Genomic DNA, 22,513 nt, shown 5'->3' on the forward strand with positions numbered 1-22,513 from the left:
GTATAATATTGCTAGTTCAAAAAATGCATAATAAATGCAAATATTCTAAGATATTGACTTATTTATTTCTTTTGGGGGGCATGAGAAAAGAAAGGTATTTTTCTGTACTTTTATTCATTTTGAACAAGTAAATATTTCCGACATGTCTTAGTAATCCTCTATAAAATATTATTAATTATAATATTGACACCGGCTGCATCAGCTGTATTTTTTAATTTATGGATTAACTTATTGCAGGGTTGATATTTGTATGATTCTATAGCGAAAGGAAGTGTTGCAAGTTGGCAGGACCTGTTTAAAACCTGTGATACAAATAGAGAAAAATAATAATATGGGGGGTAAATATGAGAAAAAACTTTAAGGCATTTATTTCAATTCTACTGTGTTTTTTGATGCTTTTTGGGGAGATAGTACCTGCCGGATTAGCGTCTGCGGAAGTTCCGGCAGAAAATTATAGCATTCTTGAAGTTCAGAATTTATCTGACAGTCAAGAAGTCGATAATTTTTCACCCGAAAAGACTGTAACTGAAGACGTTTATGCCGGTCAAGAAGAATTGCTTCAAAGCCCGGATAATGAAATACCTGGGATAAAAGCTGTTTCTTACACCATGAGCGCGTCAAATGTATTTACCATATCCGGTAAAGTTCTATTGCCGGAGGGTAAGGTTGCTCCATCCGGAGGATTGACTGTAAGGGTATATGCTAAAAGCAGCTCAAAAACTACCAGTGTAACTGTTGTTGTTCCGGATGGAAAAAGCAGCGCCGATTACACAGCCATTGTTCCCGATGCAGCTATATATACCGTATATTACCAGACGTCAGATTCCGATTATGTGAACACCGGTTACTATAGTGAGGGTACTACTGTCAGAAGTTCTTCTGCAGCTGAGCAGATAAGTTTAACGGCAGATGAACCTGTGCAATCGGATATAAATCTTATTCTTATAGCCAAAAAACTATTTCAGGAACTATAACTCTTCCTGATAGCGGGATTGCCCCTGCTGGTGGAGTGTCCTTAACCGTAACGGCAGCAAGCGGATCCGACAAGGCTACAGCTAATGTAATCATTCCGGAAGGACTGAGTTCTGCAGATTATATACTGAAGGTTCCGCCCAGTACGTCCGGAAAGGGATACCTTGTCAGCTATCAAACTTCAAATAAGATTTATTTACAGACTGCATATTATAGTACAAGCGGTTCTGTAAGATATGACACTCTTGCGACTCTTGTAGATGTCAGCACCCAAGACAAAGAAGATATTAATTTGAACCTTATTGCAAAGAAAAGGATAACCGGTATCGTAGCTTTGCCTGAAGGCACAGCACCAAAAGATGGTGTTAAAGTTACTGTATGGGCAACCTATGGTTCGGATAAAGATTCTCAAACCGTGACAATACCTGAGGGAGCATCATCGGTTGAATATGTTTTGTATGTTCCCGATGGCTCGGGCTATACATTATACTATGAGACAAACGATATAGCATACCTTAGTAAAGGTTATTACAACGAAAACGGAACCGTAAAGGATAGTAAAGCGGCTACGCCGATTGACACTGTTTCGGGAGATGCAGAAGACAAAAATATAACTCTTATTGCCAAACGTATAATATCGGGAAAAGTGTCCTTGCCAAAAGGTGTTGCACCGGAAGGCGGCATAAAAGTAGATGTAATTGTGGCTTTGAATAACACAAAAATTGAAAGCAAATCAATTACTATACCGAACGGAGAGTCGGAAGCCACCTACTCCATGTATGTTCCGACAGGTTCAGGCTATAATGTTTCCTATAAGACATCCAATAACTTGTATGTCGAACAGGGATACTACAAAAAAGGTTCAACAGTCAGATATTTAAGTTCTGCAACTTTAATTACCGTTGAAAATGAGGACTTAAACAATATAGACTTGGAACTTATTGAAAAGAGAACCATTAGCGGAATTTTATCCATGCCGTCCGGTACGGCGCCAGTAGGAGGAATAAGCTTTGAAATTACAGCTTATAACAACTCTGAAGAAGCAAAAGTCACCGTTACAATCCCAGAAGGTGAAAGCTCGGTTCCATATTCAATAAATGTTCCGGCAGATGAAGGATACATAATTAAATGTAAATTATTATCGCTTCAGGCTATATATATGAATGAACAGTATTACAGCAGCGGCGGTACTGTATACAATGTTGCTTCAGCGTCAAAAATCAGCACCATAGGCGGTAATCAGCCGAATATAAACATAATGCTTCTTGAAAAAAGAACTGCAAGCGGAACATTATCTCTTCCTGAAGGATATTATGCACCTCCGGGCGGGATGATTTTTACCCATGAGACCGATGGAAGAATAACACTTATTGTTATTCCGGGCGGAGCAAGGTCAGGGTCATTTACAATTTACTACAACCCCGGAGTGTACAAACTTTATTATGAATGTGATGAAGACGATATATTTGTTTCGCCGGGATACTACAGCAAAGGCGGTACTGTTGTAGACAAAAACAGTGCCGACGATATTGACGTAAGGGAAGGAAATCAGGTAGGTATAAACCTGGTTCTGCTTCTTAAGAAAACCATATCGGGAAAAGTAGTTCTTTCTAATGGAGTAGCACCGAAAGGAGGCTATACGGTAAAAGTAAAGGCCTCAGGAAGCAAGGGAAGCGCAGAACAGACCGTTACGATTCCGGAAGGTGAAAAGTCTGCGGAGTATATCCTGTTTGTAAATCCCGGTGACAAATACAGGGTATGGTATGAATCCTCAAAAGAATATAATTTTGTAAGTCCGATGTATTATAATTTGGACGGAATGGTAAGAGACAGCAGCAATGCATCCCTTTTGGATTTAAGCAAGGAAAACAGGACCAATATAGACTTAACTCTTACCGAGATGCGTGCTGTCAGCGGTAATGTTGTTCTTCCTTCAGGTGTTGCACCGTCGGGAGGCATTCCGGTGGATGTTGTAGTCTCCAATGGAAAGGACAGCGGAAAAGTAACTGTCACTATTCCGGCAGGAGCGGGATTTGCAAGCTATACTGCATATGTACCTGCAGGCAAGGACTATAAGGTTAAATATACGGTTGATGCAAAGAGTGATTATGCTACCGACGGCTACTACGGGGTAAGCGGTACCACTCTAAACGCAAGTTCTGCTGCTTTGCTCGACCTTACTTCGGAAAACAAGACAGAAGTAAATATGACTTTGATACCGAAAAGGTTGATAAGCGGTACGGTATCCCTGCCTTCGGGAATGACTCTTAGCAGTGATACGAAAGTAACTGTTTATGCAGGAGACAGCTACAGCACAACTGTTACAATACCTAAAAACGGGTCTTCGATAGAATATGCTATCAAGGTTCCGCCAAATAGTGCGGGTTCAGGTTATAAGTTATATTACAAGCTCAGTTCCAGCACAATGTTTATTTCGCCCGGATACTATAGCAGCAACGGAATGACTGCTTCGGAGATTGGGGCAGAGCTTATAGATGTAAGCAGTACAGACTGCAGGGCAGACATTGTCTTGATACCGAAAAGCAGTATAAACGGTAAAGTAACGCTTCCGGAAGGAGTTGCTCCAAAAGACGGTTTGAAAGTAACCGTTACAGCTTCAAATAATAAAAACAAAGGGTCTGTTACTGTTACAATACCGGAGGGAAAGAGCTCGGCAGAATATTCTGTTTATGTTCCGTCAGGAACCGGATATCTTGTGGAGTACTCAGTGACTTCCGAAGAATACATTAAAAAAGGTTATTACAGCACAGCAAGGACAGTTAAAGATTCAACTGCTGCAACTTTAATCGATCTGGACGGAGAGAGCAAACAGAATATAGACTTAAAACTGCTTAAAAACAATAGAATAACAGGTCGTGTTGCCCTTCCGAAGGGAGTGGCTCCTTCAGGGGGATTGAAGGTTACAATCGCTGCTTCCAACTCAACGGATACTGTAAAAACTACAGTAACGATACCCCAGGGTTACAATACCATAAACTATACTCTTTTTGTTCCGGAAGGAAAGAACTATACCGTATGGTATGAAGCTACGGACAGAAGAGTTATGCCGACAGGGTATTACAGCGACGGAGGCACAGCAGTTGATAAATCTAAAGCAAAGCCAATTGATGCAACTATCAATGTTTCATCAATTAATATTGATTTAATTGCGAAGATGGAAGTAAGCGGAAGTGTAAAACTTCTGTCAGCACCTGCGCCTGCAGGGGGAATCAGTGTGAAGCTTACCATAGACAACAAGATTTCCAGTGATTCCGTAGACGTAGTAATTCCTGAAGGATTTATGTCGACTCCTTATATGCTTTATGTTCCGGCAGGAGAGAAATATGTCCTTAAGTACACCACTTCAAGTGCCGGCTTTGTAAGCCCCGGATTTTATTCAGAATCCGGCTCGAAAGAGACTGAAATCGAAGCTTCATTGCTGAATATATTGGGTGACAGGACAGGTATCGATCTACCGCTTATCACAAAGAGAACCATTCGCGGTACGATACTGCTTCCGGAAGGATATGCCCCGGCGGGTGGTGTTAGTGTAAAAGTAACTGCAGAAAGTTCATCCGATAAAATAACAGCAAACTTTATCATTCCTGAAGGAGAAAATTCAGTACCTTACGCATTGTATGTTTCCTCCGGCAAGGAATATATTGTAAAGTATGAGACAACTGATCCAAAATATGTAGGTATCGGTTATTACAGTATTTCGAAAACCACACGGCTGGATTCGGAAGCAGATAAATTGGACACAACCGAAAGAGACCAGGTTGGTATCAACCTCAAGCTCATAAGCAATAGATATATAACCGGAACTATCTCTATTCCGACAGGAATAGCACCTTTTGGAGGCATAAAAGTAAGGCTCAAAGCTACAAACGGAAAAGATACAAAAACTGTTGACGTTGTTATACCTGAAGTCAGCAGCTCTACAACCTACAAAATTTATGTTCCGGAAGGTAAAGATTATGAGCTCAGTTATTCAATAACTAATCCCGACGGAAAATATTACCCTTCCGGCTATTACAATGGAGTTGCGGCAACCAGGGAAAAAGGAGAATGTGTGCTTCTTGACCTTTCGAGCGAAAGCAAGGAAGGAGTAAATATGACATTGATACCGAACAGACTTGTTACTGGAAGCCTTGTTTTGCCTTCGGGAGTAGCACCCGCAGGAGGTTTGAGGATTACCGTCACAGCTTTAAACAACAGAGATTCGGTAGAAACTCAAGTCAATATGCCTCAGGGCAGCAGCTCGATAGTGTACAGAATGTACTTGCCTGAAGGCAATGATTATACGATTGGATATTCTATAAGCAATGAGGACTATTTGAACGGTTACTACAACATTAACGAAACGGTTCTCAGCAAGTCTGAGGCTACGACTTTTAATGTCGGAAAGAATGACATATTGGGATTAAATATTGTTCTTATAGCGAAGAGAACTATAACCGGTATTGTAAGCCTGCCTAACGGTAAGACTGCACCGGCAGGAGGAATTGATGTTACGGTATCTGCCGGAAGTTACAGCACTAAAGTGACAATTCCTCAGAACAGAAGCTCGGTGTCGTACACATTGAAGGTGCCGCCAAATGCAATCGGTTCGGGATATGCTGTAAAATACACAATTACTTCGGCTACAGATTTTGTCCAAACCGGCTTCTTTGGTGTGGGTAAAACCGTGGCAAGGTTACAGGAAGCAGCTTTGGTTGATGTAAGCCTGGAAAGCAAAACCGGTATCAACCTGACTGTATTGGAAAAACGCACTATTGGCGGTGTGTTCAAGCTTGATTCCGGGGTTGCGCCCTCAGGAGGAATGAATGTCACAATATCTGCGACAGGAAGGACTGCAGAAGGTAAGAACGTGACATATCAACAGGTAATTAACCTGCCCTTTGGTCAGAGTCAGGCAGAGTTTGAGCTGAAGGTGGACCCAAGCTATTATGGTTCGGGTTACAAGCTTAAATATACCATGGATTCTGAGTATGGCTATGCTGAAAACGGCTACTATAATATAGAGGGAACGGTTCAAAACGAAAAAGAAGCTACATTAATTCATGTGGATACAGAAGACCAGTTTGGAAAAGAAATAACCGCCATCAGCAAAAATTATATAAGCGGTAGCGTTTCTCTTCCCGGAGGAGCAAAAGCTCCAAAAGGCGGAGTAAAGTTAAGTGTTAATGCTGAGGGCCCAAGCGGCAGCGGTTCTATAAATGTTACTATTGCCGAAGGCCAGTCTAGTGCAAGATATGTACTGATTGTTCCTCCGGGAACACAATACAAGCTGTATTACAGCATGGCACCAAACAACATGTATGTAACAAGCGGATACCTAAGTTCCGAAGGAACTGTGGCAGACTCTAAGAAAGCAGAACTTTTTGATGTAAAAGGAGATATAGAAGATAAGAATATTGTCCTAATATCAAAAAGAAAAGTGTCCGGTGTAGTGACGCTGCCAACAGGAGTATTTGCACCAAAAGGCGGTCTCAAAGTGGAAGTGACTGTTCAAAACACTCAATACAGCGATTCATTGACGGTTACCATACCGGAGAACGGTCAGACGCAAAGTTTTGAGTTGTACTTGCCGCCATATAACGGATATAAATTGTACTACACTTTATCATCCGGAACCGAGTATGTAAGTAAGGGATATTACGCGCAAAGCGGTACTGTCATAGATGAGAAGCTGGCATCGGAGATAGATTTGAGAGAAAAGGATATGACCGGTGCGAAACTTTCACTTGTTGAAAACAGTATCGTTAAAGGAAGTGTAGTTCTGCCTTATGGCATTGCTCCTGAAGGAGGCATTCAAGTAAGAATTACGGCCGACAACGGTAAATTCAAAAATTCAACGGATGTAACAATCCCTGAAAACGGCAGCAGGTTGATTATGTGTTGCCTGTTCCTCCGGCATCGGGTTATTCGGTGTCTTATCAAGTCTCAACAGGGCTTGATTTCATACCTAAGGGCTACTATAGCAATGAGGGAACGGTTACTTCCGTCACCGAAGCATCAAAACTTGATTTGACTTCGGGAGGAAAAGAAGGAATCAATCTTTCTCTTGTTTACTACAACTCTATAAGCGGAACAGTATCCTTGCCCGAAGGAATTGCACCAAAAGAAGGAGTGACATTTACAGTAATTGCAGCAAACTCCAAAAACAAGAGAGAGACAATTGTTACAATTCCGAGCGGAAAGAGTTCTGCAAGCTATAATATTTACATTCCTGACGGCTACGGATATAAAGTATATTATGTCATGGACCCGGATATAAAATATGTTGACAAGGGATTCTATGCAGGAACCGAGACGGCTGTGGATGAAAAAGAAGCTGCTACCGTGGATGTTAACGGAGGTTCGGTGACTGATATAAATCTTACCATTATTGCAAAGAGAGCAATAAGCGGAACCATATCGCTAAAAGGTGGCGAGAAAGCACCGCAGGAGGGTCTTGCTGTAAGGGTAACGGCTCTTGGAGGAGATGAACAGATAGTTGTAATTCCTTACGGTAAAAGTTCGGTTACATATACATTGAATGTAATTCCTAATGCTGCGGCAGAAGGCTACAAGGTTAAATTTGAAACCACGAAAAATTACGGTTATGTAGGCTACGGATATTTTACCAAGGACGGTTCGGTAAGAAGTGAAGCAAAGGCTGAATTTGTGGATGTAAGCAGAGGGGACAAAGACAATATAAACTTTGAATTGACACGTCTGCGCACTATAAAGGGTACAGTTAGGCTTCCGGAAGGTGCTTCTGCAAGCAGGGATGTAACTGTAACCATTATAGCATCCAACAGCATTGACAGTGCAGACACAGTTGCTTATATACCGAAAGGAGCAAAAGAGGCTTCTTATACTCTTTCTGTTCCGCCAAATGATGATAACGATGAATACAAGGTAAGATATGAAAACTGGTATGACAATAGTTTTGCCGATATTGGATATTACGGTTCGTCGGAAACTGTGAGAAGTGCTGATTTGGCAAAAGGAGTAAATGTAAGAAAAGAGAATGCCGGGGGTATTAATCTCACTCTTATTGCTAAAAAGACTGTTTCAGGAAAGATTTCACTTCCTTATGGAACAGCACCAAAGGGTGGACTTACTGTGACGGTTTACGCTGAGAATAATACCGATAAGCAGGTTTCTTACGTAACCATACCGGAAGGCAAGAGCAGCATGGATTATTCATTAAGTGTTCCTGTGGGCAAAGGATACAGAGTAGGCTATGAAATGTCCATTAAGAACGACTTTGTTCCATGGGGATATTACGGACCTACGGTACGGTCTTTATGCCCGATAACGCATATCTAATGGATGTGAGCACCGATATTGACGGCGTTGACTTGTCGCTGATAGTGAAGAAGACCATTAGCGGTAAAGTATATCTTCCTGAAGGAACAGCTCCTAAGGGAGGAATTAAAGTAGAAATCTATGCAGAAGATGCGGGGGACACTTGGGTTACAATTCCTGAGGGAGAAAGCTCGGCTGAGTATACAATGAAGGTTCTTCCGAATCTTCAGGGTGGCGGCTACAAAATTAAATACGTAGTTTCAGCAAATTATGACCTTGTAGGATACGGCTATTACAACAAAAACGGTACGGTCAGAAACAGCAAGCTGGCTCAACCGGTTGATGCAAACTATAAGGATGTTGAGAATATAGACATAGAATTAATGAGGCCCAGAAGGATAACCGGAAAGGTTTCATTGCCGGAGGGTGTTGCACCTTCAGGAGGTATTTTGATAAATATTGCCGTATTTAATGAAACAGACGGAAACTCCCAGATTATTATGATACCGGGAGGAAGTTCATCGGCAAGTTATTCCATAAGTCTGCCTCCGAATGACCCTGGCTATGAGTATATAGTCAGGTATGAAAACTGGTCGAATAATGTATATACAACATATGGATACTACAACAGCAAAGAAACGACTAATAATATGTCCCAGGCACAGCCTGTGGATGTAAATGAAAAGGATGCTTCAAACATCAACATGGTGCTTCTCAGAAAGGCAATGGTCAGCGGAATAATTGAAGTACCGGAAAATGGCATTATTCCGGAAGCAGGGCTTAATGTAAGGATATATGTATCCAATGATGTCGAGACCTATTCGACAAATGTAAGGATACCTTACGGAGCAGCATCAGTGCCGTATTCGGTGCATGTGGAAGCGGGCTCCGGCTACAGGCTCTTCTATGTACTGGACAGCAATGACAGCTTTATGGAGTACGGGTATTATGGTGACAGCGGAGTATATACAGACAAAATGAGAGCAAAAGTATTCAGCATAAATGATGAAAATATTAGCGGATTTAAGCTTAAGCTCCTGGAAAAGAGAAGAATTTCAGGTAAATTAATTCTTCCGGCTGGTGCTTTCGGAAATGAAAATTATTTTGAAGTCAGCATTAGCGCCGAAAACGGATTTGACACCGGTGCAGCCAAGATCTTTGTTCCTTATGGTAAAACAGAAGTAAATTATATTCTGAGTTTACCGTCGGGTGAAGGATATATACTTAAGTACGAAATTCTTCAGAAGACGAAAGGTCTTGCAGCTGTCGGATACTACAACACGGAAGGTACCGTAAGAAACAAGAACGAAGCAGAAGTCCTGGATCTAAGAGAAATGGATATGGCAAACGTAGATATTCCTCTGATTCAGGATATGACGATAAGCGGTACAATCAAGATTCCTCAAGGAGCTGCTCCGGCAGGAGGCATCCGGGTTGTTGTAACAGCGACCGATGAATCCGGAAACTCATCATCAGACATTGTAACCGTTCCTGAAGGTGAAAGTTCGGCGGATTATTATTTGAATGTGCCGCCAAACGCTTATAATTCAGGATACAAGGTAAGGTACGGTGTGACATCCGATGAATATGCAACCCTTGGCTATTACAGCGAAAACGGTACTAAAGTATTGTCGGATGAGGCAACGTTGGTGGATGTAAGCAGCACAAATGCAGAGAACATAAACCTTATGCTTATTGAAAAGAAGATAGTAAGCGGTATCGTATCCATTCCGGAAGGGGTTGCCGGAAAAGGCGGATTGTCCGTAACAATAATCGCGACAAGCAAGCTGTTTGGTGTGGATAATACGGTGATAGCATTCATACCTGAAGGAGAAAGCATGGCTCCGTATACCTTAAGGGTATCTCCGAATGTCGAGGGAGCGGACTATATACTTTCCTATCAGGTGGATAATAACGCTTACATAAACAACGGATATTATAATGAAGCAGGTACGGTAGTAGATATTAATATGGCGACTCCTGTGGACGTAAGCAACGGAGATTATACCAACGCCAATATTTCGCTGATAAGAAGCAGGAAGATCTCAGGAAAGGTAACACTTCCCGAAGGAGAAACTGCTCCTAAAGGCGGCCTTTTGGTGACTGTTTTTGCAGAGAAAACAGACTATACCGGATACAGGGTAACAAAGAGCGTAACAATACCTGAAAAGCAGAGTTCCGTAAACTACATCCTGTATGTTCCTGAAAGTACATCAAAAGTAGTAGGACTTAACCTTCAGGCTTCAACCGGAAACGGAACCGAAGACAAAGCCGATGATAATGTTCTGAATACGCAAGTCTTTGTTCCGGTAATTGACGGCAGCGGAAATTCCCAATACAAAGTGGGTTATTCCTATACGCAGGATGAACAGTACTTTAGAAGCGGATTCTATTCTAAAAACGGAACAGTGCCTGCAATAGATATGGCCGGTACAGTAGATGTAGCGAAAAATGATGTTCAGAATGTAGATTTCGTTCTGCTCAAAAAGAATAGAACAATAAAGGGAACTGTTAAGCTTCCGGACGGTAAGACAGCTTCCGGAAATATTGAGGTGGAAATAACGGCTGAAAACGATGCATTGGATTTTGCTCCTCAAAAAACAGTAACAATAAGCAAGGGCAAAGCATCTGTTGAATACGAGATTGCAGTTCCTTCGCTTGACAACTACCGCATAAAATATACAATCAAATCTACAAGTGACGGCTGTGTAACCAGCGGATATTACGCTAAAGCGGGAACTGTAGGAAAACGTGAACTTTCAACACCTATAAACACATCATCCGGAGATGTGAAAGAAATTAACTTGAACCTGATACCGGGCATGGAAATAAGAGGAAGGGTTTCTCTTCCGGCAGGCCGGCAGGTAGACCGCAATGACTTCTGGCTTTGGGTATCTGCATCGAATGAGAATTATGAATCTTCGGTATATGTCAGAATATCCAAGGGAAGCTCTTCGGCAAGCTATTCCTTGTATGTGCCCGAGGGTTCCGATTATATTGTGAGCTACTCGATTCTGCCTCTGTTTGGAGAGTATGTGGAAAAGGGTTATCACAATACAAGTGTAACTACAGCCAATAAGGACAGTGCGACGAAGTACAATGTAACAAAGAATATAAGCGGTATAAATCTTACACTTTTGCCTTTGGAGAGAGCTATATCGGGTACTGTATCTCTTCCTGACGGTACAGCTTCTGTGGGATACACAATCAATGTACCTGCCAATAACAGAGGTAATGGTTATCAGTTGGAGTATTCGGTTGTTTCGGGTAATACCGGCGGTATATACAATGACAAAGGATATTTTAGTATTTCGGGAACTTCGGCTGATAAAGAACAGGCATCAATTATTGATGTAAGTTCTAGAAATAGTACAGGAAATAGTTTGACCTTGCTGACTTACGCTATGGTACCTGTAAATGCAATTATGCTGGATAAATATCAGGTAACTGTGCAGAGCGGCAAAACAGTAAATCTCAAGGTGAAATATTTGCCGGAAAATGCGACAAACAAAACAGTTAAATGGACTACCAGCAACTCAAATGTTGCAGAGGTTTCGTCCGAGGGAGTTGTAAAGGCAAAAGCAACGGAACTGCAGTTATAACTGCCAGAACCCACAACTCGGTAATAACCGCATGTACCGTTAAGGTTGTTCCGGCTGATGGGGCAGACTTGAGTATTGATAAACTGTCTGTCAGCATAAACCCCGGGGAGAAAGAACAGCTTGTAGCAATATTCACTCCTCAGAGTGAAGACGACAAAGTAATATGGAAGTCCGACAACACCGAGGTGGCAGTAGTATCGGAGAATGGTCTCGTAACAGCCAAGAAATCCGGTACGGCAGTAATTACCGCTGTGAGTTCCAAAGATCCTTCGGTATATGCAAGTTGTGATGTTATTGTTATAACTCCTGTTACCGCTGTGGAAATTGACAAGAGCAAGCTGGAAATAAAAGCAGGATATACAGATAAACTTATAGCTAAAGTTCTGCCCGAAACTGCAAGTTATAAGGGAATTACATGGACATCAAGCGATGAGAGTGTTGTCAGGGTGTCTCAATCGGGAGAAGTTACTGCTGTAAATATTGGAACAGCGGTTATAACTGCAAGCAGCATATATAATCCTTCAATTAAGGCTGTATGCAGCGTGAAAGTAATACCGGTTCCGGTAGAGGGAATAAGCCTTGACAAGCAAACCGTTACATTGTATCCGGATGATTATGTTCTGATAAATGCGGAGGTTCTTCCTTCGAATGCTTCAGACAAGAGGGTTGCATGGAAATCGGAAAACACAAATATTGCAACTGTGACAGCGGAAGGTCTTGTAAAGGCAGTGAATATCGGAGAAACAAAAATAGTTGCAACCAGCCTGTACGATTCATCCAAAACGGCTGTGTGTGTTATAAAGGTAGTTGAAAGACCGGTTACAAAGGTGACATTTAAGAATTTACCTGAGTCCATACTGGTTGGCCAAAGCAAAGCATTGGAAGTGACTGTGACTCCGGCTAATGCCACAAACAAGACACTGGTTTGGACATCCAGCAACAAGAATGTTGCGACAGTAAGTGAAAATGGTATAGTGACAGGAGTGGGAGTCGGAACAGTTACAATTACTGCAGCATGGAAGAATGACCCGAGTGTAAAAGCAGTATGTACATTGAAAATTGAACCGGTAAAAGTTACAGCAATCAAATTGAAGCAGACCAACATATCTCTAGGAATAGGAAACGAAGTAAAACTTGCTGTCGAAGTGATACCGGAGAATGCTACCAATAAAGACATCGTATGGTCAACAAGCGACAGAAATATTGTAACGGTATCTTCCGATGGAGTGGTTAAAGCTGTTTCCATGGGAAGGGCGACAATAACTGCTACCAGCAAAGAATCTTCAAGTATTAAAGCTACATGCACAGTAACGGTAACAGGAATTGAAGTAAGCCAGGTAAGAATCAATAACAAACCGTCTACTTTGGCTGTGGGAAGTACTCACAAATTTTCGGTTACTATAAACCCTGCAAATGCTACAGATAAAACAGTGGAATGGAAATCCAGCGACACATCTATAGCAACAGTGAGCTCTGCAGGAGTTGTAACGGCAAAGAAGGCCGGTACTGTAACAATTACAGTAAATAGTAAATCAAAACCGTCCTGCAAGGATTCATGTACAATAAAAATTGTAGAGGCGGTAACACCATCACCGACACCTACGGAGATTGTCGATGAACCCATAGTATTTCCGGGCGGAGGCGGTGGAGGAGCTCCTATTGTGTCCATCGATGGAACACCTACACCATCACCGACAGCGACAGCAACACCATCGCCAACAGCAGGTAAGACTCCATCGGTGACCCCAAACCCAACACCAACGCAGACTGTTATCGATTCCGATAGTTTGGACTTCTTTACAGATATAAAGGGACATTGGGCTGCAGAGTTCTTTGCTGATTTGCTTAAGAAAAAAATTGTCAGCGGATATCCGGATAGAACCTTACGGCCAAACGCTCAGATAACCAGAGCCGAGGCAACGGTAATGGTAATGAAGGCAGCAGGATTTGAAATATCCGACAGCATTGAGCTGACATGTTCCGACAAAGATACAGTGCCGGCATGGGCAAAGGCATACATTGCGACGGCAATGCATAAAGGGGTAATTAAGGGATATGAAGACGGTTCCTTCCGGCCTTCGAACCGACTGACCCGTCAGGAGACAGTGGTTCTGGTACTGAGAGCCTTCGGAATAGAAGAAGCGCAGGATAATACCCTTACCTTTGCTGACGCAGATAAGATACCGGCATGGTCGAAAGGTTATGTAAAGAAAGCAGTAGAATTGGGAATAATCAAGGGTTACAACGATAATACTTTTGGACCGCAAAGAGAAATTACCCGCGCGGAAGTTGCTACGATAATATCAAAGTGTATGAAGCTTAAGGGTAAGTAACAAACCGGAAAAGCTTAAAGGCTGAAAATTAAAAACGGAGTTGGGATGAAATCTAATCCCACTCCGTTTTTTGTGTGTCAAAGCATAGCTGACAGGGGACTTCCTTCTCTTATGATGTCTTGTATCTCATACACCGATATTGGAAACATGGGAAAACCAAAAGCATAAGGAGTTATTTCATATAGCTGGAAATATATTACCAATGCCTTGTCGGCTATGTAGTAGTCCTGATTCCGCCTTATTCCCTTGAATTCACCGAGGATTGGAATCTCACGTTCCTTTATTTGCTTTTCAATTATTTTTGACAGTATGCCAACGTAATCGCTTCCCGGCTTAAAAAGTTCCTCCAGATTATATTCTTTGCCTGTGTCTATATCAAAGGTTAGTGATTTAATTATAGTCAATCCATGGGCTGCAGGATATGCAATGGTATAATTTCCAATGGAAAGGCTAAGTACCCCTTTTTCATTTGTCTTTATTTCATACCAGCCTGGATGGTCATTTGAGGGGCTTTATACCCTTGATCCAATAGCTTACCCGTCTGTTCGTATATAAGTTCGTTTACTGTGTTTATTATTCTGGAATTTATTGAATTCTGAACAGCAAGAGTCTTAAAACCTGTTACAAAGGGATAATCAATTATAAGGTCCTGGTGGGGAGAGACAATCCTTCTCGTAAATATATAAACGGGATTTTGAATATTATTCATTTTTTACTCACTTCTTTTAGATTTTACTGCTATAATTATATTCATGAGGTTTAAATTTGTTACTCGCTAAAGTAAAAACAAAGGTATATTTATTAATGTTAAAATTGGTGGCGGACGGAAGATATTTCATAGGATGAAGCAAGAGTAAATATTATTCGATAATATACATAAAAAAAGCAGGCTTGAACGAAGTAATCTACTGAAGGGAGAATGATCTAGTTGGAGGTCCGGAAAATCAATAATGTTATCAAAGAAAAAAAACTGGATGAGACAGTCTATGATGACTTTATTTCTACCCTTAAACAAATAAAAGAAGGTAACAAACAGCTCAGAGACGAGTTCATATCCGAATATAGACCATTCATTTTGAAAGTTACGTCAAATGCGACGGGAAAATATATTGATACCCGCAACAGTGACGAGTTTAGCATTGCTATGTCTGCATTCAATGAGGCAATCGATAAATTCGATATCAGCAAAGGTTATAACTTCTTTCTTTTTTCTGAACAGGTAATTAAAAGACGGCTGATTGATTATTCAAGAAGCAATAAGGATAATAAGGAGTATCCTTTTTCGTTTTTTGATGATGAATACTTTTATAATGATGAGAAACTTTTATCGAGATCTTATACTGGGTTTGAAGATATAGAGGCACGGGAGGATATCGAAGAATTAAAAAGCAAGCTAAAAGAATTTGGCATAACTTTCCTTGATTTAGTTCTAAATGTCCCAAAACACCGGGACTCAAGGCAGTTATGTATAAAGCTGGCCAAGATGCTGGCGGAGGATGAGCAAATGTATAGGGCGTTAATGAAGAATAAAAGCATACCCAGAAATGAGCTAAAGAAGAAAGCCAAAGTCCACGGAAGGACTATAGGAAATAATCGAAAGTATATTATAGCTCTTTGCTTAATTTTAAAAAGCAATCTATATCTCTCAAAGAGGTATCTGGAATATACTATGGAGGGGGGAAAGTGACATAATATGAATAAGATGGGGATAGTTTATGAAATTCAGGGTAAAAAGGCAATAGTATTCACAACCGATAGTGAATTTGTAATCATTCACAGACGCAAGGATATGTGCGTTGGGCAGCAAGTAAGCTTTGAAAATGAAGATATATATAATGTTAATAGAAGAAGATTCATATATACTGCCGCTGCTTTTTCGAGCGTTGCAGCAGTTTTTGTTGTAATGTTTTTATATTTTCAGTCTTCCTTTTTGAGAAGTACCGACAATATTTACGGATATATAGATATTGATATAAATCCGAGTGTTGAATTGGTAATTGATGAAAATTATAGGGTTTTAGAAGTTAAGCCGCTAAATAAAGATGGAGTCCGATTGACCGAAGGATTGAATTTGGAGAGCAAGAAAGTTGAAAGTGTTGTTGCCGAGCTTGTTAGAAAATCCATGGACATTGGTTTTATCAAAGCTGAGGATGACAGAAAAATTATTCTTATCAGCGGGGCTCTTAATGATAAGCGAAGCCAGTACAAATCGGGCAGAGAAGATGAGGAGGATAAGTTAAGCAGATTGCTTGACAATATAAAAAGCGAAGTAGACATGATGGATAATGTTGAAGGGCATATTATTATGGCAACTCCCGAGGAAAGAAAAGATGCATCGGAGTACGGACTTTCCATGGGAAGATACTGCTTGTATCTTGAAACACAAGAATTGGACAATAGCGTCACTGTTGATGAAATATATGAAATGAGCGTTACCGATATGATAGAGAAATTGGAGCAGATAAAGACGGCACCTGGAGATATGTCAAGTCCAAAGCCTCAGGTTGCTAAGACACCTGCCGAAGAAACCGTGCAAATGCCATCGGAACCTGTGCAACAGCCAACTATGTCTGAGCTGCCGGAAGTATCCCCGTATCCGTCGGAAACTCCAACCACGATTGATGAAAAGACCCCGCAGCCATCGAACGCGGTGGAAAGTCCAAAACACAGTGAAGGTGGATCAAAAGGACTTAAGATACAGCACTACAGCAATAAACCTTATGATTCTCAAGGTGTTGAATTCAGTTTCAGAATGTATAACACAGGAAATGAAGCTATCGACCTTAAAGATGTTAAAGTAAGGTATTATTTCAAGGAAGAGCTTTCGGTTGATGAAATGAACTGGGCAGTATACTTTTACAGTTTGGGTAGCGAGAAGGATGTTCAATGCAGATTTTATGATTTGCCGGGAAAAACAGAAGCAAACAAGTATCTAGAAATTACATTTAAGGCAGGGACTCTTCTTCCGAATGATGTAATGTATATTACGGGGGAATTCTATCAGAATGACTGGGGCAGATTTGAGCAACGGGACGATTATTCCTACAATCCGTCGAATTCCTATACGGATTGGAAAAAGATGACTGCATACATTTCGAATAGACTGGTATGGGGCTCTGAACCGAATTGATTATTATAAGTCAAATTCGTAAAATATATTGGTGTAGAGGTTATACTCCGACGCAGTATTGTGTTATAATATGAAAGAGTTATTAGTCATAATAAGCAAAGGAGAGATATGATACATATGAGTCTTTATAATGAATGGCAGGAGCTTTGTGAAAAAGAGAGGACAGAAGAAGAGTACAATAAATTCTGGAATACCTACCTTGAGAAAGAGATGAAAATATACGAGTTCATTCTTGATAACCATGAGGAAGTTGTGGAGGGAAAACTCGCTGAGCTTGCAGAGAAGTTTGATATGGAGCCTGTTGTATTTACCGGCTTTATGGACGGTATTAACACCAGCCTAAAGGAGTCTGTTAAACTTGAGGAACTCAGTGAAGAGTCAAACATCTGTCTAAAAGTTGATTTTGAAAAACTGTATTATAATATGCTGGATGCAAAAGCGTATTGGCTTTACAATCTTCCCCAGTGGGACAACATATTGAGCCAGGAAAGAAGAAACGAAATAACGAAAGAATATAATAGGGCTCATATTGCTGTAAGCAATAAGATTGGAAGAAATGAACCGTGTATTTGCGGCAGCGGCAAAAAATATAAAAAGTGCTGCGGTGCTTAAAATTGTACCCAACGAATTTTTTGAATTGATCATAGCCGGATGGAGGAAACAGGCATGGTAGAGTGTATCTGCAGCGGATGCAGAAATCTAAAAAGATTGATTGACGACGACGGGAAAGAGACATATGAATGCAGCTTTGGCTTTCCCTCTGACAAATGTGAAGATTGTCAGGAAGAAGAATGTGATATAGTCTGCAATAATTACGAAGAAGACAGCGTTGAAGCAGACTATATACTGGTAAGTTGCAAAAACTGCGGCAAGGAACTGAAAAAAATGTATAATGATAGCGATGACCCGGAAGGGGAAATATTTTGTGTTGAGTGCTATCTAAAAAGGCAGCTTTAGGTCAAACTATAAGTTTAGGCCGCCATCTGATATTCAAGCTTTTGCTTACCCGTACACCAATCATAGAGGCAATACATACTTTTATGATGTCTCCGGGAATAAAAGCCAGGGTTGATACTGCCTGAGGTAAAGAAAACAGACTTCCGGTCATTTCAAAGCAGAGCCACGGAATTCCTATGGCATATACCGCAAGTATGCCGCCGACAATACATGCAAGACCTGTTCTTAAGGGATTTTTTCCGTTTCCTTTGAGTAGGGAAATCACTATGGCACCTACGAGAAAACCGATAATAAATCCACCGGTAGGGCCTGTCAAATATGCTATTCCTGCTCCACCTTTTTGAAATACCGGAAGACCTGCGGCACCCAAGGCAATATAGGTTGCCATGCTAAGTCCGGCCTGCTTTGGGGTAAGAATGGCACCTGCCAGCATTACTCCCAAGGTCTGTCCTGTAATAGGCGCAGGCAGGATGGGAAGTGTGATGCTTATCCAGCCAAGGACTGCCATCAAACCTGTAAAGATAGCCGCATACATCATGTCTCTAAGATACTTGTTTCCAGTCATAATACTCCTCCAATGATTTAACATATAATTTATATCAATGAAGATATTATTACATTATTATGGGATTGTCAACACTTTTTCGATTTGAAGTTAACAATTAATCTAAAATTATTGCCCAGATCATGCCTAATATAAAATCAGGAGGCTCATATGGCCTCCTTTAAAAGTGTTATTTTTCAAAACCGTGTTTGAAAGCATCTTTGGTTATGATAATATCCGACACATTGAGTTCATTGATATATGAAGTAATCTTATCCTTATATAGATTTAAGTCCAACGGTTTTCCGTCAGTATAGCTGTATACTTCTCTTAAATCATTAAAGTATATAAAATCCTTTGTTATTACCGAACCGTCTCTTAGGATGGCATAACCTTTATCGGCATTATTGTTCAAAAGGTCTTTTCCTAAAGCATACCGTGCATCAAATCCCATCAGATTTGCAACGGTTGGGAGTATGTCTATTTGACCGCCTATGGTGCTTATAACTTCCGGTTTTGACTGATTGGGATAATGTATTATAAGGGGCACTTTTTGGAGCTTCATCCATTCGTGCTCGCTGTATTCCATGTCAAGAAGCTTCATAAGTCCATCGGCTTCGATTTTTTTCACGGCAGCGTGGTCACCGTAGAATACCAGAAGACTGTTGTCATATAGCCCTCGTTTTTTAAGCTCATCTACAAATTCACCTATACACTTATCAAGATAGTTGGCGGCCTTGAGGTAATTACCTATGTATGTCCCTTGAAACTCACCCACATCAAAATCAAAATTTTCAAAATAAGTGAATGGGTGATGGCTTGACAGCGTTATATAAAAGCTGTAAAAGGGCTTTGATGTATCAATTTTATCAAGGGATTGTCTGAAGAAGGATGAATCACTGAGAGCCTGACCTTCCCAGCCGGCGAAGTCGTCCAATGCAAAGTCTTCCTCGTTAAAGAATTTGTCAAAGCCAAGAGTCATATGCATTTTATCCCTGTTCCAGAAAGTTTTTTCAAATCCATGCAGTGAGTAAGTATTATACCCTTCTTTTTTCAGAATGTTGGCCAGAGAATGATAAGTATTCTCGGGATATAAGTGGTAAACTGCCCCCTCTTTTGCGGGATACAATGAATTATTGGTCAAAAATTCCGCATCGGAAGTATTGCCCCCTGAAACCTGATAGAATACATTATCAAAATAAAGCTGTCGGAGATAAGCTTGTTTAAGTTCGGTGTCACTTCTTTACCGTTGATTTTCATATTTATTACAAATTGCTGAAGGGCCTCCATCTGTACGACAATCAGGTTTTTATCCTTTGCAATTCCCTTTAGCCTGCTGCCAAAGTTGTCTTTTTCCCTTTCCTTGTTTTCATAGAATGCTATAATCGAGTTTTTATCCTCCTTAGTAAAGCTGTCGTCTTCCAGGAGGTTTTCTTCAATTAACAGCTTTGTATTGTAGTAATGGGAAAAATTACCCCAAGGCTTTTGGCCGAGTAATTGTTGCTATATGCAAAGGAATTCAGGTTTGAAGTATGGAAAACCGATAAAAAGGTAACCATACCGACTACCAAAAGTGCCGCACAGCGGTATGCTCTTCGGGAAATGTGTATCTTACGAACATTTTTACTAAGCAGAAAAACTCCCATCAGCATAAACGGCAAATCAATCAGATATATCAAGTCCTTAATCATAAATTGGCTCAGTATGCTCTCATTGACGGAGCTCATAAGTTTGATATCCAGTTGAAAAAGTACAGGTATGGTAATTAAATTGTAGTAATATCTAAAAAAGTTGGTATCTGCAATCAACAAAATCGTTAAAAGAAGATTTATTGTAAAAAGGGCAACAAATCTCAACTTATTAAAAGCAAGAGATATAAGGGCTGCTATAATCAATAGAATGGAAAAAGACGAAAGAAACATGGTTAAATTTACTGTAGATAAATAAGGGTCCGTATTCAGTTTTGTTGTAAATTGAAAATAAAGGCATTTTAGCATAAGAAACATAATAAACAGTACCCAGTAAAGGGTTTCTGCAAGATTAAAGCGTTGATTTATAATGCTTTTAAGTCGCTCCATTGCTATTTTACCTCTCTTTTTACTATCTAGAATTTGACTTACACTTTGCAATAATTTTTACAATTAAAGTATATAAATAACTGTTTAAAAATTTACCATTATATTATACACGATTTTATTTTATAATAAAAACGTTAAAAATAAATTAAACTATTTCTAAATTAATTATAAACAATTATTTTGATTATATATTGCTAATTTTGTTATGTTTAAAATAATTATCAAGTGGTATTAATAAATATATCATTAGTAAATATATGAATTGGAGGAATGGTAAATGAAAAAGCTTTGGAAATGTTCAGTGTGCGGGTATGTTCATGAAGGGGAAGAGGCACCGGAAAAGTGCCCTAAATGTGATGCCCCAAAGGATAAATTTGTCCAGCTTAGCGATGAAGATGCCAACAAGGTATATATTTCTGACAGGACAAACGATATTCATATGGAGCTTGTTAACCTTGCAGGCAGAATAATAGCACTCTGCGAAGAAGGTATAAATATAAATCTGGATCCACCTTGCGTAGAAGCATTTAAAAGATCTAAAGATGCAGCATGGGTTATAAAGCAAAGAGCAAAAGCCGAAATGGAAGGACATATGAAAAAGGGAAAATGGTAAGACGGTAGAAAAGGATCTATCTATTTGTTTTCCCTTATAAGCCACTCCAGAAATTTCACATAATATTTTGTTAACGGCAGGAAAATAACGGCGCTTAGAATATTAAAAATTGTGTGGGCATTGGCAATCAGGCGGGTTTTATCCTGGCCGATACCGTAAGTAATGGCTTGAACCATTGATGCAAAAGGCGCAAGCAAAATAAAGGCTATTATAACTCCAATGACATTATAGAGGGTATGTGCCCATGCAGTCCGCTTGGCCCAAATAGAGGCGCCGATACTTGAAAGTTGTGCAGTAATGCATGTTCCGATATTATCTCCCAGGGTAAGGCCCAGGGCAGACTCAAAGCCAATAAGGCCTGCATTGAAGAGAACAATGGTAAGGCCCACTGTTGCACTGCTGCTTTGAACAAGCATAGTTGTTACCATACCGATAAGAAGGCCGATTATGGGATTTTGTCCGTAAATCCTGAAAAGTTCATAGATATTTTGGTTTTCTTTTATGTATGGTACTCCCGAGTTTAGAATGTTTAACCCTGCAAACATGATGCCAAGGCCGGTTAGTGCCCAGCCCATGTTTGCAAGGGATTTTCTTTTGGAGAAAAAAGCAATCAAAATGCCCAGCACGATTATTACGAATGCGCCGTTGGTGAGTTTAAAAGACATAAGTTGGGCTGTTATTGTGGTACCAATGTTTGCTCCGTATATGATGCCTACCGCCTGAGTCAGTTTCAGCATTCCGGAGTTTACCAGTCCAACGGTTATAACAGTTATGGCTGTACTGCTTTGAACCAGTGCTGTGAGGACAGTTCCGGTAAGAGTGGCCAGCGGTACTTTGGCTGTGAAGAGGGAGAGGTATTTTTTCATCCTGCGGATGTTTGCCTTCTCAAGACTTGTGCTCATCAGTTTTACACCATATACAATGCAGATTGTGCCGATTATTATATTTACAATAAGTATAACAAGTCTATAATTCATTCTTTTCT

14 protein-coding genes and 1 pseudogene are annotated in these 22,513 nt (G+C 40.4%); 9 read left to right on the forward strand and 6 right to left on the reverse strand.

What is annotated here, in order from left to right; genetic code table 11:
• Positions 1-344: 344 nt before the first annotated feature.
• The 4 genes from JCM21531_RS21195 (at position 345) to JCM21531_RS23625 (ending at position 14,206) form a co-directional block, all read left to right on the forward strand.
• A complete protein-coding gene (locus tag JCM21531_RS21195; RefSeq protein WP_243467367.1) occupies positions 345-974 on the forward strand; it encodes a hypothetical protein in 630 nt (209 codons plus the stop codon).
• 35 nt (positions 975-1,009) lie between these two features.
• Positions 1,010-7,006 (forward strand): hypothetical protein, encoded by a 5,997-nt coding sequence (locus JCM21531_RS21200; protein WP_243467368.1) that lies wholly within the window; start codon positions 1,010-1,012, stop codon positions 7,004-7,006.
• A gap of 1,231 nt (positions 7,007-8,237) precedes the next feature.
• Entirely contained in the window at positions 8,238-11,873 is a 3,636-nt protein-coding gene (locus JCM21531_RS21205) for an Ig-like domain-containing protein (RefSeq protein WP_243467369.1), read from the forward strand.
• Entirely contained in the window at positions 11,792-14,206 is a 2,415-nt protein-coding gene (locus JCM21531_RS23625) for an Ig-like domain-containing protein (protein ID WP_279379001.1), read from the forward strand. Before JCM21531_RS21205 ends, JCM21531_RS23625 begins: the two co-directional genes overlap by 82 nt.
• Before the next feature lie 77 nt (positions 14,207-14,283).
• Here JCM21531_RS23625 and JCM21531_RS25065 read toward each other — a convergent pair.
• A pseudogene (locus JCM21531_RS25065) lies at positions 14,284-14,915 on the reverse strand (DUF3298 and DUF4163 domain-containing protein).
• A 219-nt stretch (positions 14,916-15,134) separates the two neighbouring features.
• Between JCM21531_RS25065 and sigI the strand changes: the two are divergent.
• The 4 genes from sigI (at position 15,135) to JCM21531_RS07240 (ending at position 18,293) form a co-directional block, all read left to right on the forward strand.
• On the forward strand, positions 15,135-15,893 hold the full coding sequence (gene sigI / locus JCM21531_RS07225) for an RNA polymerase sigma-I factor (protein WP_038288696.1): 759 nt from the start codon (positions 15,135-15,137) through the stop codon (positions 15,891-15,893).
• A 6-nt stretch (positions 15,894-15,899) separates the two neighbouring features.
• A complete protein-coding gene (locus JCM21531_RS07230; RefSeq protein WP_038288698.1) occupies positions 15,900-17,336 on the forward strand; it encodes a cellulose binding domain-containing protein in 1,437 nt (478 codons plus the stop codon).
• Between the two features lie 108 nt (positions 17,337-17,444).
• Complete coding sequence (locus tag JCM21531_RS07235; RefSeq protein WP_094184756.1) at positions 17,445-17,948, forward strand: SEC-C metal-binding domain-containing protein; 504 nt, start codon at positions 17,445-17,447, stop codon at positions 17,946-17,948.
• Between the two features lie 54 nt (positions 17,949-18,002).
• Positions 18,003-18,293, forward strand: coding sequence for a hypothetical protein (locus JCM21531_RS07240; RefSeq protein WP_038288702.1), 291 nt, complete (start codon positions 18,003-18,005; stop codon positions 18,291-18,293).
• A 1-nt stretch (position 18,294) separates the two neighbouring features.
• Here JCM21531_RS07240 and JCM21531_RS07245 read toward each other — a convergent pair whose 3' ends face one another.
• The 4 genes from JCM21531_RS07245 to JCM21531_RS21240 form a co-directional block, all read right to left on the reverse strand.
• Complete coding sequence (locus JCM21531_RS07245; protein ID WP_038288704.1) at positions 18,295-18,858, reverse strand: biotin transporter BioY; 564 nt, start codon at positions 18,856-18,858, stop codon at positions 18,295-18,297.
• A gap of 169 nt (positions 18,859-19,027) precedes the next feature.
• Complete coding sequence (locus tag JCM21531_RS21230; protein ID WP_243467371.1) at positions 19,028-19,981, reverse strand: LTA synthase family protein; 954 nt, start codon at positions 19,979-19,981, stop codon at positions 19,028-19,030.
• Positions 19,978-20,127 (reverse strand): hypothetical protein, encoded by a 150-nt coding sequence (locus JCM21531_RS21235; protein ID WP_243467372.1) that lies wholly within the window; start codon positions 20,125-20,127, stop codon positions 19,978-19,980. The genes JCM21531_RS21230 and JCM21531_RS21235 overlap by 4 nt, the downstream gene beginning before the upstream one ends.
• 149 nt (positions 20,128-20,276) lie before the next feature.
• Positions 20,277-20,915: an LTA synthase family protein gene (locus JCM21531_RS21240; RefSeq protein ID WP_243467373.1), complete on the reverse strand. Its 639-nt coding sequence runs from the start codon at positions 20,913-20,915 to the stop codon at positions 20,277-20,279.
• A gap of 277 nt (positions 20,916-21,192) precedes the next feature.
• Here JCM21531_RS21240 and JCM21531_RS07255 point away from each other — a divergent pair, with 277 nt between their 5' ends.
• On the forward strand, positions 21,193-21,528 hold the full coding sequence (locus JCM21531_RS07255) for a rubredoxin-like domain-containing protein (protein WP_038288707.1): 336 nt from the start codon (positions 21,193-21,195) through the stop codon (positions 21,526-21,528).
• Positions 21,529-21,548: 20 nt separating this feature from the next.
• On the opposite strand, the gene JCM21531_RS07260 is transcribed toward JCM21531_RS07255, so the two are convergent.
• A complete protein-coding gene (locus tag JCM21531_RS07260) occupies positions 21,549-22,505 on the reverse strand; it encodes a Na/Pi cotransporter family protein (RefSeq protein WP_038288710.1) in 957 nt (318 codons plus the stop codon).
• Between the last annotated feature and the right edge of the window lie 8 nt (positions 22,506-22,513).

It is taken from the genome of Acetivibrio straminisolvens JCM 21531, assembly GCF_000521465.1.
In the GTDB taxonomy this organism is placed as follows: domain Bacteria; phylum Bacillota; class Clostridia; order Acetivibrionales; family Acetivibrionaceae; genus Hungateiclostridium; species Hungateiclostridium straminisolvens.